The sequence below is a fragment of the Limnohabitans sp. genome (genome assembly GCF_031538885.1).
Lineage (GTDB): Bacteria > Pseudomonadota > Gammaproteobacteria > Burkholderiales > Burkholderiaceae_C > Limnohabitans.
The window spans coordinates 1-15,596 of record NZ_JAVKLW010000007.1 but is presented as its reverse complement, the minus strand read 5'-3'; the positions used below and the strand labels follow the sequence as shown (position 1 = coordinate 15,596).

The window sequence follows — 15,596 nt, the reverse complement described above, 5'->3', positions numbered from 1 at the left end:
CCGGGCTCGCGCCACTCAAAGCCAGCGGCTTTGAAAATCTCGTGCAGGCCTTCGGCTTCGGCTTGTGCTTTGACCAAGCCGGAACCGGGCACGACCATCGCCAGCTTGATGTTTTTGGCCACTTTCTGGCCGAGTTTTTTGACCAAGGCAGCAGCCTCACGAATGTCTTCGATGCGGCTGTTGGTACAAGAGCCAATGAACACCTTGTCCACGAACAAGTCGTTGAGGGCTTTGCCCGGTTGCAAGTCCATGTAGGTCAAGGCGCGTTCAATCGCACCGCGTTTGTTGGCGTCTTTTTCTTTGTCGGGGTCGGGCACGATGCCGTTGATGTCGAGCACCATTTCGGGTGAGGTGCCCCAGGTGACTTGCGGCAAGATGTCTTCGGCTTTCAACTCCACCACAGCGTCAAAGTACGCGTCTGCGTCTGAGTGCAAGGTTTTCCAGTACGCCACGGCTTGGTCCCATTCCGCGCCACCCGAAAACTGGCCAGTTTTCGCATCGAAGCCAGGCGAGAGGGGACGGCCTTTGATGTACTCAAGGGTTTTGTCGTCCACCGCCACAAGACCCGCGCGCGCGCCGCCCTCGATGGCCATGTTGCAGATTGTCATGCGGCCTTCCATGCTGAGTGAGCGAATGGCAGAGCCCGCAAACTCAATGGTGTAGCCCGTGCCACCGGCGGTGCCGATCTTGCCGATGATGGCCAGCACCACGTCTTTGCCCGTCACACCTTTGGCCAGCGTGCCTTCGACTTTGATGAGCATGTTCTTGGCTTTTTTGGCCAACAGCGTTTGCGTGGCCATGACGTGCTCTACCTCTGAGGTGCCAATGCCGTGGGCCAATGCACCAAACGCGCCGTGGGTGGAGGTGTGGCTGTCGCCGCACACCACGGTCATGCCGGGCAGGATGGCACCGTTTTCAGGGCCAATCACATGGATGATGCCTTGGCGCTTAGACATGAAGGGGAAGAACGCGGCAGAGCCGAACTCGGCCATGTTGCTGTCCAGCGTGGTGATTTGTTCTTTGCTGATGGGGTCGGTGATGCCGTCATAGCCCAACTCCCAGCCTGTAGTCGGGGTGTTGTGGTCGGCGGTGGCAACGATGGAGCTGACGCGCCAGACCGTGCGGTCCGCTTGGCGAATGCCCTCAAACGCTTGCGGGCTGGTGACTTCGTGCACCAAATGGCGGTCGATGTAGAGGATGGATGTGCCGTCTTCTTCGGTGTGGACGACGTGTTCGTCCCAAATCTTGTTGTAAAGCGTGCGTCCCATGAGTCTTCCTTAAATGGAAGCCTGCGATTTTATGCGGGATCGGTGGCGCAGATTCACGGAAATGAAATAAAGCCTTCCTACAATGAAGCATCGGTCACTCGCTGCTGTGTTTCTTCGGTCTTACGTTTACTTTTTTTCTATGTCCCTCTTTTCGCTTCAACGACACACGGCTTGCGTGGTGTGCAGCTTGGCTGCGGTGGGCACGTGGGCCAGTCCCGCAGAAGTGGATGAGACTGAGGACACCACGGCTCGCTACCAACTCACTTACAACTGGCAACACCACGATGCGTTCAGGGCCAATTATTCGGGTACCAACAGCCTGTCGCCGCACAGCGAGCGCATGTACACCTTCAGCACCACGGCGCACTGGGGCTTTCGCCCTTGGCAAGACGGTGAGTTGTATTTCAATCCCGAGGTGGCTTCAGGCATTCCGTTTTCTGGCAACTTGGTGGGGCTAGGTGGCTTTACCAATGGCGAGATCACGCGTGCGGGTGGCAGCAGCCCCAAACTGTACCGCCAGCGCTTGTTTGTGCGACAAACATGGAACCGTGGTGGCGAGCAAGAACAGGTCGAGCCCGATTTCAACCAAATGGCAGGTTGGGTCAGCAAGAACCGTTTTGTGTTGACCGCAGGCAACTTCTCCACGCTCGATGTGTTTGACGACAACGCCTATGCCAAAGACCCACGCACCCAGTTCATGAACTGGGGCAATTGGACGTATGCCTCTTACGACTACGCTGCCGATGCGCGTGGTTTTGGTTGGGGCTTTGCGGGCGAGTGGTACCAAGACAACTGGGTGCTGCGCTTTGGCCGCATGACGGGCCCCAAAGAGCCCAACGGCTTACCCGTGGACTTTGCTCTGGGCAAACACTACGGCGACCAAGTAGAACTAGAGCGTGGTCACATGCTGGCCGACCAGCTGGGCAAGGTGCGCGTGCTGGCCTGGCGCAACCGTGCGCAGGTGGCGAGCTTCAACGACGCCACGCAATGGTTGCAATCGCAACAAGGTGTGCAAACCACGCCCGATGCGCTGATTGCTGTGCGTGGTGGCGAAAAAATCAAATACGGTTTGGGCGTGAACATCGAGCAAGCGATTCAACCGAGCGTGGGCTTTTTCTTGCGTGCAATGAAGGCCGACGGCCGCACCGAGACTTATGCGTTCACCGAAGCGGATGGCTCCTTGTCAACTGGTCTCGTGTTCAAAGGTGGCTTGTGGGGGCGCACCGAGGATTCGGTGGGCGTGGCCTTCATGCACAACACCTTGTCGCCTGAGCGCAGGGACTTTTTGGCAGCAGGCGGTATGTCGTATTTCATTGGCGATGCCGCCAGTGCCACGCAAACCCTGAATTACAAGCCCGAGCAAATTTTGGAGGCTTTCTACAGCTTTCAAATGATGCGGGGCACTTGGCTGACCACCGATTACCAACGCATTCAAAACCCGGCCTACAACGCAGACCGTGGCCCCTTGAATGTGTATGCCTTGCGTTTTCACGCTGAGTTTTAAGCGGGCGTCAGCGCCGACAACAGAGCGTTCAACCTTTGACTGCGCCTGCGGTCAGTCCCGTGATGATCTGCCGCGCTGCGACGAAGGTGAATATCAGCGGCGGAATCGCAATCAAGCTTCCCATGGCCATGACACGGCCCCAGTCCACCCCCATGTCGGTGATGTACAGCGAGGCCGCGACAGGCAGGGTGCGCGTGCCTCGGTCTGTCAACACAAGCGCCAAGATGAATTCGTTCCATGCGATTCGAAAAGTAAAGATAGAAGCTGCCGCGAGCCCAGGGGCCATGAGGGGGAGCAGCACTTGGGTGAACACGCGCACGGGGCCGCAACCATCAATGGCCGCAGCTTCTTCCAACTCAATCGGCACTTGCAACACAAAGCCGTATAGCAACCAGATCGTGAAGGGCAGGTTGACGGCGACATAGAGCAGCACCAGTCCCCACAGGCTGTTGACCAAATGCCACTCGTTCCAGATCATGAACACGGGAATGGCCAACACGGCGAGCGGCACAGTGCGTAGCAGCAAGGTGGTGTAGGCCACGGTGTTGCGCCCCTGAAAGCGAAAGCGTGCGAGCCCATAAGCGGCCATGCAGCCCAACACCAGTGTGATGACGGTGGACACAAGGCCGACGAACAAGCTGTTCATCAAGTAGCGGTCGAATTTGTCTTCTTCAAGCACGGCGCGGTAGTTCTCCAAGGTCGGCGTGAACAAGAAGTTCAGTGGGTCGGCAAAAATGTCCACTTGTTGGCGCAAGCTGGTGACAAAAATCACCACGATAGGGGCCACGCACAAAATGGCCAATGCGATCAGCATCGTGTAGTGCAGACTGCTGTGCAGCGGCGAGCGTTTTGTCATGTGGAGGCTTTCTGCAAGTCGTTCAAAGTGTGAGAGGTGCGAGGGGTTCAGCGGTCGTTCTTGAGTGGGTTGGACAGCCGTAGCGCACACCACGACAGCAAGGCCACGACGATCAGCAGCAGCACCGAAATCGCGGCGGCCACGCCCAGTTGTTGCCCGATGAATGCTGTTTTGTAAATGTGCAAGGCCAAGATTTCGGTGGAGTCGCCTGGGCCCCCGAAGGTGAGCACGTAGATGACTTCGAGCACGCGAAAGGCATCGATCAAACGCATCATCAAGGTGATGGCGATCACGTTCATGATCATGGGCAGCTTGATGCGAAACGTCATCTGGAACCAGTTGGCCCCGTCAATGCGTGAGGCTTCAATCACCGAGCCGTCCACACTGGCGAGTGCCGCCACCATCATGATGAAGACAAAGGGCGTCCACTGCCAAATGTCGGCAATGACGATGGCCGCAAAAGCAAGTGTCGGGTCGGCCAGCCAAATTTGCGGTGAAATATTCAACACCACCAACACCGCGTTGATGAGACCAAACTGCGCGTCGAACATGTAGCGCCAAGCTAGGCCCACAGCGATTGGGGCAATCATCATCGGCAAGATGAACAGGGTGCGAAAGAAGGCGGTGCCGCGCACGGGCTTTTCCAGCGCCAAGGCCAGTGCAATGCCCAGCACCATTTCGGCACTCACGCACACCGCCGCAAAAATCAGGGTGGTCCAAAGCGAGGACCAAACACGCGCTTGCTGAAAAGCCGAGATGAAGTTGTCGATGCCCACCCATTTGGCTTCGCTCCACGGCGTGCCCATACTCCAGTCAAACAGCCCCAAGTGAAACGCTGAGATGACGGGGTACAAGCAGGCTGCCACCATGATGAGGGCAGCAGGCCCGACGTAAAAAACGGGAATCCAGGAGGGAGTACGCATGATGGGTTCTCTGGGTAGGGGAGGGTGTTGGCAATCTGCGATGGATGTCAGACCGCTGCCGCGTTATGCCGCGTTATGCAGCGATCTGACGTGGGGCTTAAACCTTGTAACCCGCTTCTCGCATGATTTGGGTGACGGGGGCCACCAAGTCGTTGAGTGCGGCTTCGGCTGTTTTCTTGCCCGTCAGCGCTTCCGAAATGCCCACACCCAAAGCTTGCACGTTGATCTTGTCCCACACCGCGATGATGGGACGCCAGTCAGGGTTGGAGTACTTGAGCGCTTCTTTGAAGGTGATGAACTCGGGGTACTGACGCACCAAATCGACATCGCTCATGGTGGAGTTGCGCACGGGGGCACCGCCCACGCGTGTGACGGCTTTGTCTTGTTGCTTGGAGGTGAGCCATTGCATGAGTAAGAAGGCAGCATCGGCGTTCTTGGCGTTTTTGGGAATGGTCAAACCCAGACCGCCCGACTGCGAGGCGCGGCGCGCACCCATGGGGTGCAGCGCCCAACTGACTTTGCCTGCCACTTTGGATTTGCTGGGGTCGTTGACCAAGCCTGCCAGTGAGGTGCTGTCCAAGTACATCGCGGCTTGGCCTTGCAAGAAGGCGGTGTTGCTCTCGCCCTGGCCGTAGCCAGCAATGCCAGCGGGGCCTGTGGCAACCACCTCTTGCAAAAACTTGAGGGCGTCAATGCCTGCCTTGTCGTTGAAGCGGGGACGCCATTGGGCATCAAACACACTGCCACCCAGCGGGTTGAGGTGCAGCAACCACGCATGGACGGCTTGGTGACCTGCTTGGCCGCGCGAGGCGAGCGCACCAATGCCTTCTTTGTCTTTGAGGGTGTGCAGGAGTTCACGGAATTGCGTGTAGTTCTCTGGCACTTTGAGGTTGTGTTTGGCAAAGATGTCGTTGCGGTAAGCCAGTACTGATGTCTCCGCACCATAGGGCAGTCCGTACAGCTTGGCGCCTGGGCCTGCCAGATAGCCTTTGGGGCCACCCACGAGGCCTAAGTTTTCAAGGTAAATCGGGATGATGTCTTTCAGGTCGTAAGCAGGGTCGGCGATGGCTGCATTTTTGAAGAAGGGCTCAAGCTCATGCACCAGGTTTTTGGAGACGTACTCGGTCTTCCACATCACCACATAGCAGCACAAGTCGTAATCGCCTTTGGGCTTGGACATTTCGAGGAGTTGTTTGTCTTTCATGCGTCCGATCGCCAAGCGGTCGGTTTCCACCTTAATGCCTGTTTCTTTGGTGAACTCGGGCAAAATTTTGAGCATAGCGTCGTAGTGCGGGTGTGATGGAATGCTCATAGTCACCGTTTGCCCTGCGTACTTGGCATATCGGTTTTGCGCATGGGCACCGCTTAAGGAAAAGCCCGCACCGAAAACGGTGGCGGCGCTGGTTTGAATGAAGTCGCGTCTTTGCATGGTTGTCTCCTGAGAGTGGTTAAGGGAAGCTGTCAATGAAATCAACGCAGGCTTTGGCCTGTCTCGGTGTCGAACACATGCAAGTCGTCGCTTGCAAATGTCAGACTTAAAGGCTGATGCAGCAGTGCTTGCACATTGCCTGGCAACATGGCGGAGACGCGCTGCCCACTGGGGGTTTGCAAGTGCCCCACGACTTGGCTTTCTGTGCCCAAGTACTCCACCACATCCACCCGCAAACTCAGTTGGCCGCTGTCTGGGGCGCAAGCCTTCAAGTGTTGTGGGCGCAAGCCCACCATCAAGGCTTGCTCTGGGCTTGGGGGCTGTTGGGTCAACCACTCGGGTGCGGTAAACGCAAAACCTTCGCCTTGCAGCAGGTGTTGGCCCTCTTTGAAAACAGAGCGGGCTTTGAAAAAGTTCATCGTCGGCATGCCGATGAAGCCCGCCACAAAAACGCTGGCAGGGCGGGTAAAGACTTCGGTGGGTGTGCCCACTTGCTGAATTTGACCTTTGTCAAAAATCACGATGCGCGAGGCCAAGGTCATGGCTTCTACCTGGTCATGCGTGACGTAGATGGTTGTCTTACCCAAGCGCTCGTGCAAGACAGCCAGCTCGGCGCGCATATGGCCGCGTAGCTTGGCGTCGAGGTTGGACAAGGGTTCATCAAACAAAAAGACCTGGGGTTCACGCACGATGGCGCGGCCAATGGCCACACGCTGGCGCTGCCCGCCCGAGAGGTCTTTGGGTTTGCGGTGCAGCAGGTGTTCAATGTTCAAAATTTTGGCGGCTGCGTTGACCTTTTCGTCAATCTCGTGGGTGGGCCGCCCCGTCAAACGCAGCGCAAACGACATGTTTTCCTTCACGTTCATGTGAGGGTAGAGCGCGTAGCTTTGAAACACCATCGCAATGTCGCGTGCCATGGGGGGCAGATGCGTCACGTCGCGCTCGCCGATCAGTATCTGGCCCTCGGTCACGTCTTCCAAGCCCGCGATCATGCGCAAAGTGGTGCTTTTGCCGCAACCCGACTCGCCCAAGAGCACGACAAATTCGCCTTCTTGAACCGACAGGTTCATTTGTTTGACCACGGTCACATCGCCAAAGCGTTTGACCACATTTTTGATTTCAAGTCCTGCCATGATGGGCTCCGTAAGGGTTAAAAACGAGACGACGTGGGGGGCGTAGGGGGTGCTACAGAACGCCAAGGATGCTGTTGTGTGCGACGAACCCCCCATCCAATGGGTGCGCCTTGCATGCCTGGCATGTGGGGGTCTGTGCCCCATATGGCTTGGTAGGTGTCCATGCAGTAACCGCGTCGTTGCCAGTGGGCGGCGACGGCCAGTAAAACCGACCACCAGACCATGAGCAGGCCCAACATCCAACGGGGCGCGTCTGCGTTCAGCAAGCCCAGCAAGATGACAGGCACTGCCAGCACGATGGCCAGCCAACCCAGGCTTTTATGCAGACGCTCGAACACCACGCGCCAGCGGGTCATGTCGTAGTGGTCGCCTGCCATGTGTGGGTCTGTGGGGCCGCCTTTGCTGCCGCGCAAGATGCCGCCCAGCATCTGGGCCCAGCCCAAGATCAGCACGCACCAGCCTAGAACGTGGTGCAGCCGCGCCACATTTGAAACATTCGAAACATTCGACATAGGCGATGCGCCCGCATCGCTGCTGCTCCACACCAGAAACAGTCCTAAGCTCATCAGCAACACGCCTGTGTATTGCAAACCGCGATGGCCGTGCCACCACATTTGGTTGTCAAGCACACGTGGCCAGTCTTGCTTGGGTGTGACTTTGAAGTAACGCGCCATCAACGCACCCACAGGCAAGCAAACACCCCAGGCCAGCACCATGACGCGGGCATGCCAATAAACGGCAGGCGCGATGAGGTGCTGGTTGTTGCCCGAGATCGGACTGCTCAGCCATTGCCATGCGTGGGTCAGGGTGTCCATGATGGGTCAGGCCAGCGTGTAGGCCGTTTTGACGGTGGTGTAGAACTCGGCGGCATAACGGCCTTGCTCGCGCGGCCCCGCACTGCTGCCTTTGCGCCCGCCAAAGGGCACGTGGTAGTCCACCCCAGCTGTGGGGAGGTTCACCATCACCATGCCTGCTTGTGCATGTCGCTTGAAGTGGGTGGCGTGTTTCAAACTGGCGGTGGCAATGCCTGCCGACAAACCAAACTCGGTGTCGTTGGCCACGCTCAAAGCGTGTTCGTAGTCGCGCACGGCAATGACGCTGGCCACGGGGCCGAAGACCTCTTCGCGGTTGATGCGCATCTCGGGCGTGGTTTGAGTGATCAACGCAGGACGCATGAAATAGCCTGAGTGCTTGCTGCCCGTGTGGCACTCGGTGGGCAATCCACCCGTGGCCAAGACGCCGCCTTCGGTCTGCGCGATGGCGACATAAGACAGGTCTTGTGCCAGTTGGCGTTGCGACACTACGGGCCCAATGTCGGTGCCTGACGCCAGGGCATCGCCCACTTTGAGGGTGGCGATGCGCGCCTCCATGGCTTGCACAAAGCGGTCGTGAATGCCTTCGGTCACGATCAGTCGGCTCGATGCCGTGCAGCGCTGGCCTGTTGAAAAATAGGCCGACTGGACACACAGTTCAACGGCTTTGGGTAGGTCGGCATCATCGAGCACGACTTGCGGATTTTTGCCGCCCATTTCGAGCTGCACTTTTTTACCGAGTTGTGCGCAGTCTTGCGCGATACGACGTCCCACACCGACAGACCCTGTGAAGCTGATGCCCGCAATGTCAGGGTGCTGCACCAAGGCTTGCCCGATGAGCGGGCCATCGCCCATGACGAGGTTGAACACACCGGGGGGAATGCCGCTGCGGCTGATGATGTCGGCCAAGGCCCAGCCACTACCAGGGACCAAATCGGCAGGCTTGAACACCACGCAATTGCCATAGGCCAGCGCGGGGGCGATCTTCCAGGCTGGAATGGCGATGGGGAAGTTGAATGGCGTGATCAAACCAATCACACCCAATGCTTCGCGGGTGATTTCCACGCCAATGCCAGGACGTACCGAGGGCAGTGTTTCGCCTGCGAGACGCAAGCATTCGCCCGCAAAGAACTTGAAGATATGGCCTGCACGGGTGACTTCGCCAATGCCTTCTGGCAAGGTCTTGCCCTCTTCACGCGAGAGCAAGCGCCCCAGTTCTTCACGGCGAGCGAGGATTTCCGTCCCGATTTTGTCCAGCGCATCGCTGCGCTGCTGAATGCCGCTGGTGGACCATCCCGCAAACGCGCGTTGCGCCGCATCCACGGCGAGGTGGACATGGCTGGCCTCTGCTTGTGTGTAGTGACCGATCACATCGTCCAAGTGGCTGGGGTTGATGTTGCTGGCAACGCTGGGGCCTGTGACCCAAGCGCCGTCGATGAAATTGAGGTGTGCGGTGTTCATATCAGAGGGGGCTGTTGCGTAGAGGTTCGATAGAAGTTCAAGATGCCCAACGCAAGACCAGTGGGTCTAAGCGTCGCGCCGCGTCAAGCAGGCCCGTGCGCACAGCGGGCTGCATGTCGGGGAAGGGGTGGCGTGGCGATTCACAAGCGATCACGCCGCCTGCTTTCATCAATGCTTTGGCGGTGAGGATGCCGCCCTGACGATTTTCATAGTTGATCAGAGGCAACCATTTGCCGTAGGCGACAACGGCGGCTTCGCGTTCGCCTGCGAGGTACGGGTCAATGATGGTGCGGATGCCGTCGGGATACGCACCACCTGTCATGGCGCCTGTGGCGCCTGCATCCAAGTCGGCCAGCAAGGTGATGGCTTCTTCACCATCCCAAGGGCCTTCAATGGCACTGCCACCTGCGGCAATGAGCTCGCGCAATTTACTGGCAGCACCCGCAGTTTCGATCTTGAAGTAGCTGACATGCTCAATCTCTTTGGCCATTTGGGCCAGCAAGCTGACGGACAAGGTGGTGCCGCTGACGGGCGCGTCTTGAATCATGATGGGGATGTCGATGGCGTCCGACAAGCGTGCGTAGAACTCGTAGATTTTTTCGTTGCTACAGCGAATCGTTGCGCCGTGGTAGGGCGGCATCACCATCACCATGGCCGCGCCCAGGTCTTGCGCTTCGCGGCTGCGCTCGGCGCAGATGCGGGTGCCAAAGTGGGTGGTGGTCACGATCACTGGCACGCGACCCGCCACGTGCGTCAAAATGCAGCGCGTGAGGACTTGGCGGTCTGCGTCACTGAGTACAAATTGCTCCGAGAAATTGGCCAAAATGCACAGTCCCGTCGAACCCGCATCAATCATGAAGTCGATGCAGCGCCGTTGGCTGTCCAAGTCCAATTCGCCGCTGTCGGTGAAGGTGGTGGGGACGACTGGAAACACGCCGCGGTAAGGACGTTGATGCTGTTTTTGCAAGGGCATGTCAGGCCTCATTCAGTGATGGTGAATTGGTCAAGGAATTCCGTCTTGAGGCTCAAGCCTAGACCAGGTTTGTTATCGTCGAGTTGCAAGAAACCTTTTTCGGCCACGGGCTCGCCATCGAAGATGTAATAGAACAGCTCGTTGCCCACTTCCACATCGAACATGGGAAAGTACTCGCTCATGGGGCAGTTGAGGCTGCTCATGGTGAGGTGGTAGTTGTGCATCTGGCCCGCATGGGGGATGACGGGCACGCTGTAGGCTTCGCACAAGGCGTTGATCTTGTGCGCCATGGTGATGCCGCCGACGCGGTTGGTGTCGTACTGCACCACGCTGACCGCTTTGCGGTCTAGTAGTTGCTTGAAGCCGTACAGACTGAACTCGTGCTCACCGCCAGAGATGGGGATGCTGGTGAGTTGGTTGAGTTCGGCATAGCCGTCGATGTCGTCGGCAATCACGGGCTCTTCCAGCCAACGGGGTTGGTATTTTTCGAGCTTGGGCAAGATGCGTTTGGCGTACTCTAGGTTCCAGCCCATATAGCACTCCAGCATCAGGTCGTTGTCATAGCCAATGACTTCACGCACCGCCTCGACCGACTTGAGGTTTTCGACCACCCCTTGTTGACCATGCTGTGGGCCATACCCAAAGCGCATTTTGAAAGCGCGAAAGCCTTGATCGAGAAACTGCTTGGCTTCGGCCTGCATGTCTTTGAGGTCTGTGCGGTAGAGCTTGCTGTAGTAGCAAGGAATTTTTTCTTTGGTGCGGCCCCCCAAGAGTTTGAAGACGGGCTTGTTCACGCTTTTACCCAAGATGTCCCAGAGCGCAATGTCAATCGCGGAAATCGCCGCCATCGCCACACCCTTGCGGCCCCACGCATGGGTGGCGCGGTACATGCGCTGGTTGAGGTACTCGTAGTCCCACGGGTCCTGGCCCATCACCAACGGGGTGAGGTATTCGTCGATGATGGCTTTGGCAATTTTGGGGGCGAGGGCCACGTTGCCCAAGCCGACGATGCCACTGTCTGTTTCGACTTCTACGACCGTCCAGCCATGAAAACGAAAGGTGTTCATGGTGTCTTTGCCAGACGCATGTTGGCTGGCTGCATTGGTGTAGACCAAGTCCATGGCGTTAGAGCAAAAATTGCCTTGAGGTGGAACGGTTTTGCCTTTCCATTCAAAAACACGGGCGCGTATGGCGGTGATTTTCATAAGGAGTCCTTAACAGTGTGAGTGAAAAAAATGTAGGGGCGTGATGACTAGGGTTACACGGGCATACGCAACGCGGTGCCCATGCGGCAAGCAATGGCAAATGCGTTGGCGGTCGCGCTGACGTTGGCACTGCCAAGGCCTGCGATGTCGTAGGCCGTGCCGTGCGCGGGGGTGGTGATCGGGATGGGCAAGCCGCCTTGCACCGTCACCCCCTGTGAAAAGCCCATGAGCTTGATGGCGATTTGGCCTTGGTCGTGGTACATGGTGACGATGGCGTCGAGATCGCCATCGCGTGCCTTCAAAAAAATCGTGTCAGCGGGGTAAGGGCCGCTCACGCACAGTCCTTCTGCCTGCAACGCTTGCACGGCAGGGATGATGGTGTCGACTTCTTCGCGTCCGCATAGGCCACCGTCACCGTTGTGTGGGTTAAAGCCCGCCACGGCAACCCGAGGGGACGCCACACCATTGGCTTGCAAGGAGCGGTAGATCAGGCGTGTGGCATCTTGGATGCGAGACTTTTGCACCCACTGCGACACGTCTTTGAGGGGGATGTGTGACGAGATGCGCGATGTCCAAATCTTGCCCAAGGTGTTGAATTCGCAAAAATAGCCTTTTACCTTCAAGTGCGCGGCAAAGTGATGCAACTCGTCTTCATGCGGCATGCCGCCCATCTTCATGGCCTGTTTGTTGAGCGGGGCAAAGCAAATGGCATCAATGTGGTTGGCCAAGGTGGCGTCCATGCACAGATCCAGCACTTTCAAGACCGATTGTCCGCCCGCAGCACCCGCCACGCCACGTTGTACCTGCTGGGGTTGGACGGTGTCCATGGCCAAGAAAGCAGGCATTTCCATGTGGGCGCGCGCACGCACCTTGGCCAAGTCATCCACGGGTTCTACTGACACGCGCAGCCCCGCGACTTGTTGGCCTTGCTCCCAAAGCCAAGGGTCACCCACCAACACGACATTGGCACGTTGGCGCACATCGCTTTGCGCCAACAGTTTGGCGATCAGCTCAGGGCCAATGCCTGCTGGGTCGCCCAGGGTCAGCGCCACGACTGGGCGATGGTGATCGGTGTGAGTGGTTGTGTTCATGGTGAAGAGCTTGTAAGTAGACGTAGGCGTTACAGCGTGACGACTTTGGAGACATCGGGTTCGCGTTGTGTTTTCAGATAGTCCACAAAAGCGCAGATGTCCAGGTTGAAGATGCCCACTCGGTCATCGTCCAGCGAGACATAAGCCAAGGGCTGTGTGGGGTGGTAGGACAGGGCGATGGCACGCCCCCCCGTGGGCACGTGTGCGCGCTCTTGGAGGATGAGGGGGTCTACCACGGAGATGCTGCGCTCGCCATAGTTGGTGACCAAGAGTCGTTGTCCATCAGGGTGTAGATACAGGCGCGTAGGGTCTTGTCTTGAAGGCACCGACAAGCGCACCTGCATGGTGGCGGTGTCAATGGCCGCCAAGGTCTGGCTAATGCGGTTGGTGACAAACAGGGTTTGTTCATCCTCGCTCAAGGCATAGCCTTCAGGTTTGAGGCCAGGGCTACAGAGCACGGGAGTGTGGATGGGCTCCCAAGGCCGTACTTTGGCCACTGTGTGGCTGAGCAGGTTCATGCAGTAGGCGGTTTGTCCATCGCGACTGAGCGCGAACAAATGGCTTTTGAACCCACCACTGCTGATGGCACGGCTGGGCGCGTTGTCGGTTTGCGGCTCAGGCAAGACCAGCAAAGCCGATTTTTCTTCGCTCAACACATACAGCCGGTCCTGCGCGTCCATTTGCATGCCGTGCAGGCGGTTGTAATGCCCTAAATCAATGCTGCGTACCAAGCGGCGTTCGTGCAAGTCAATCTGAAACACATGGTGGCCCCCAGCGCCATTGATGCCCGAGTGCTCAATGCCGTAGTGGCCCACGTAGGCATAGCGTTGCGCTTGGTCGACGACGAATTCGTGTGGGTACTCTGGCAGCGCCACACTCGTCTCGCGCTGACCTGTTTGGAGGTTGTAAAAACTGAAGGCGTGGCTGCATTTTTCAACCAATAGCAAGATTTCGCGGCTCATACGCTTGGGTTTCCTTGGGTGTTGAGGGTGATGCGGTACAGCGAGCTGCTGGCCACCACATAGAGTTGGTTGCGCAAGCGGCCGCCAAAGGTCAGGTTGCCCACTTTTTCTGGTACGTACAGCTTGGCCATGTGACTGCCGTCGGGGTGGTAAATCTGCACCGAGTCCTCGCTGGAGGTGTAGAGCCAGCCTTGCGCATCGATGCGAAACCCATCGGCCAAGCCAGGATTGATGTCTGCAAACACACGCGGGTGATTGAGCTGGTCTTGTTCGTCCACCTCGAACACCACGATGTGGTGATGGCCTTGCCCTGCTGGACGCAGCGCGGCTGAAGTATCAGACACGTACAGCCGCTTTTCGTCGGGGGAAAATGCCAGCCCATTGGGTTCATCCAGCCAGTCCGTCGCCGCTTGGAGGCTTTGTGTTTTTGGGTCAAACCTGAAGACGTGATTGGCAGCTTGCTCGGGTGTGGCTTGATGGCCCTCGCGGTCCGACAAGATGCCGTAAGGCGGATCGGTGAACCAGATGCTGCCGTTGCGTTTGACCACAACGTCATTGGGTGAGTTGAGGCGCTTGTCCTGATAACGGTCAACCACAACTTGCATGGGTGTGTCACGTTTGAGCTGGCCGTTCACCAGCGGTGTGCGCACCACAGCGCGTTGCCCATGTGAGCAGTGCAGCAAGCTGCCATCGTTGTCTAGGCAATGCCCATTGGTGAACTCGACCTGATCCGCCCACACGCTCAGGCCTTCTGTTTCATTCCAGCTCAGCATGCGATTGTTGGGTATGTCGCTCCACAGCAGTGACTGTGTGTTGTCGAGCCACACAGGCCCTTCGCCCCAGACCGCGCCCGTGCAGAGCTTTTCAAACGTCATCCCGCGCACCACAGGCGCAACGCGTGGGTCGAAGATGTCCATGCGTGCGCTCATGACCGTGAACCTTTCCGCTTGGCTTTGGATGCTGGATTCATGACCGCCTCGGTGCTTTGATGGATGTGCTCCAAGTGCGAGACCAAGGCCTGTTCGGCTTTTTGAGCGTTGCGTGTGCCCAATGCTTTGACGATGCGCTCATGGTCTTGCACGCTCTGGGTGATTGTGTTTGGCCGCTGCAAGGCTTGGCGACGAAAGTCCAGCGCGTAGTCATACAGGTCTGAGACGAAGTTGGTGAGCAAAGGATTGCCGCAAGCGGCGTACAGCGTGCTGTGGAACTCTCGATCTGAGATTTGAAACGCCACAGGGTCGTTGAGCATTTGCTTTTGCGCATCCACCAAGTTGTGCATGTGTTTCAAGTCGGCCTCGCTGATGCGTGCGGTGGCTAAGCGGATTACTTGCGCCTCAATCTGCTCGCGTGCTTCGTTGACCACATTGGGATGTTGTGTTTTGAGGGCTGACATGGAGCGCACCGAATCCACCAAGGTCAAGCCTGCGGTACCGACGATGCGTGTGCGTGAGCCTTGTGAGACCTCGACCATCCCTCGATCAGCCAAAACAGCAATGGCGCTGCGCACCGATTCGCGGGAGACCTTCAGTGTGTTGCTTAATTCGCGTTCGGATGGCAAATCATCACCCGATTGCAAGAGGCCACTATGAATCATGTAGCTGAGCTTGTCTGCTAACTGATCGCGTACGGTGCGTTTACGAATACCTTGTTCGCCGCCTGGCATCCTGTCTAAAAGTTTTATTTTTGTTGTCACAACAGTACAAATTGGTCTACTGGTATGTATTCTATACCAGTGTGCAGGATGTGAAGCTATCGAAAACCCTTGGTCGCCCCGCTGGGGTGAGTTGCACGCCTTTTTGGCTGCGCTCCAGCAGTTGCGAGCCCGTAGCGGACTCAAAGTCAGACAAGCGTCTGTTCGCCGCCGACAGCGCCAAATGGCAGGCCTCTGCCCCCTTGGTGATGCTGCCGCTTTGCGCCACCGCGCAAAAGAGGCGAAGGGTGACAAAGTCGAAGCGGCTGAGGTTGAAGCTTTTTTTCAT

Annotated in this window: 14 protein-coding genes and 1 pseudogene; 1 reads left to right on the top strand and 14 read right to left on the bottom strand. The window is 57.6% G+C overall.

The window, feature by feature from the left end; all coding sequences use genetic code 11:
• Positions 1-1,268 (bottom strand): 3-isopropylmalate dehydratase large subunit (gene leuC, locus RMS03_RS00560; protein ID WP_310625182.1); only part of this gene is annotated, 1,268 nt, incomplete at its 3' end.
• A gap of 139 nt (positions 1,269-1,407) precedes the next feature.
• Here leuC and RMS03_RS00555 point away from each other — a divergent pair.
• On the top strand, positions 1,408-2,772 hold the full coding sequence (locus RMS03_RS00555) for a carbohydrate porin (RefSeq protein WP_310625181.1): 1,365 nt from the start codon (positions 1,408-1,410) through the stop codon (positions 2,770-2,772).
• Positions 2,773-2,800: 28 nt separating this feature from the next.
• Here the strand turns inward: RMS03_RS00555 and RMS03_RS00550 are convergent, their stop codons facing one another.
• From RMS03_RS00550 to RMS03_RS00490, 13 genes and pseudogenes are all read right to left on the bottom strand, one after another.
• Positions 2,801-3,628, bottom strand: a complete 828-nt coding sequence (locus RMS03_RS00550) for a carbohydrate ABC transporter permease (protein ID WP_310611246.1) — start codon at positions 3,626-3,628, stop codon at positions 2,801-2,803.
• A gap of 47 nt (positions 3,629-3,675) precedes the next feature.
• Positions 3,676-4,551 (bottom strand): sugar ABC transporter permease, encoded by an 876-nt coding sequence (locus RMS03_RS00545; protein WP_310625180.1) that lies wholly within the window; start codon positions 4,549-4,551, stop codon positions 3,676-3,678.
• 97 nt (positions 4,552-4,648) lie between these two features.
• On the bottom strand, positions 4,649-5,980 hold the full coding sequence (locus RMS03_RS00540) for an extracellular solute-binding protein (RefSeq protein ID WP_310625179.1): 1,332 nt from the start codon (positions 5,978-5,980) through the stop codon (positions 4,649-4,651).
• A gap of 41 nt (positions 5,981-6,021) precedes the next feature.
• Positions 6,022-7,113: a sn-glycerol-3-phosphate ABC transporter ATP-binding protein UgpC gene (locus RMS03_RS00535; RefSeq protein WP_310625178.1), complete on the bottom strand. Its 1,092-nt coding sequence runs from the start codon at positions 7,111-7,113 to the stop codon at positions 6,022-6,024.
• Between the two features lie 17 nt (positions 7,114-7,130).
• On the bottom strand, positions 7,131-7,928 hold the full coding sequence (locus RMS03_RS00530) for a cytochrome b561 domain-containing protein (protein ID WP_310625177.1): 798 nt from the start codon (positions 7,926-7,928) through the stop codon (positions 7,131-7,133).
• Positions 7,929-7,934: 6 nt separating this feature from the next.
• Positions 7,935-9,386, bottom strand: coding sequence for an aldehyde dehydrogenase family protein (locus RMS03_RS00525; protein WP_310625176.1), 1,452 nt, complete (start codon positions 9,384-9,386; stop codon positions 7,935-7,937).
• A 37-nt stretch (positions 9,387-9,423) separates the two neighbouring features.
• Entirely contained in the window at positions 9,424-10,359 is a 936-nt protein-coding gene (locus tag RMS03_RS00520; protein WP_310625175.1) for a dihydrodipicolinate synthase family protein, read from the bottom strand.
• An 8-nt stretch (positions 10,360-10,367) separates the two neighbouring features.
• The gene (locus RMS03_RS00515; RefSeq protein WP_310625174.1) at positions 10,368-11,564 is read right to left on the bottom strand and encodes an L-rhamnonate dehydratase; all 1,197 of its coding nucleotides are present in this window, start codon (positions 11,562-11,564) and stop codon (positions 10,368-10,370) included.
• A 53-nt stretch (positions 11,565-11,617) separates the two neighbouring features.
• Complete coding sequence (locus RMS03_RS00510; protein ID WP_310625173.1) at positions 11,618-12,655, bottom strand: 4-hydroxythreonine-4-phosphate dehydrogenase PdxA; 1,038 nt, start codon at positions 12,653-12,655, stop codon at positions 11,618-11,620.
• Positions 12,656-12,684: 29 nt separating this feature from the next.
• On the bottom strand, positions 12,685-13,617 hold the full coding sequence (locus tag RMS03_RS00505) for a YncE family protein (RefSeq protein WP_310625172.1): 933 nt from the start codon (positions 13,615-13,617) through the stop codon (positions 12,685-12,687).
• On the bottom strand, positions 13,614-14,546 hold the full coding sequence (locus RMS03_RS00500) for an SMP-30/gluconolactonase/LRE family protein (protein WP_310625171.1): 933 nt from the start codon (positions 14,544-14,546) through the stop codon (positions 13,614-13,616). Before RMS03_RS00500 ends, RMS03_RS00505 begins: the two co-directional genes overlap by 4 nt.
• Positions 14,543-15,280, bottom strand: a complete 738-nt coding sequence (locus RMS03_RS00495; protein ID WP_310625170.1) for a FadR/GntR family transcriptional regulator — start codon at positions 15,278-15,280, stop codon at positions 14,543-14,545. Before RMS03_RS00495 ends, RMS03_RS00500 begins: the two co-directional genes overlap by 4 nt.
• A 106-nt stretch (positions 15,281-15,386) precedes the next feature.
• Positions 15,387-15,596: pseudogene (locus RMS03_RS00490) on the bottom strand (LysR family transcriptional regulator); the annotation flags it as partial.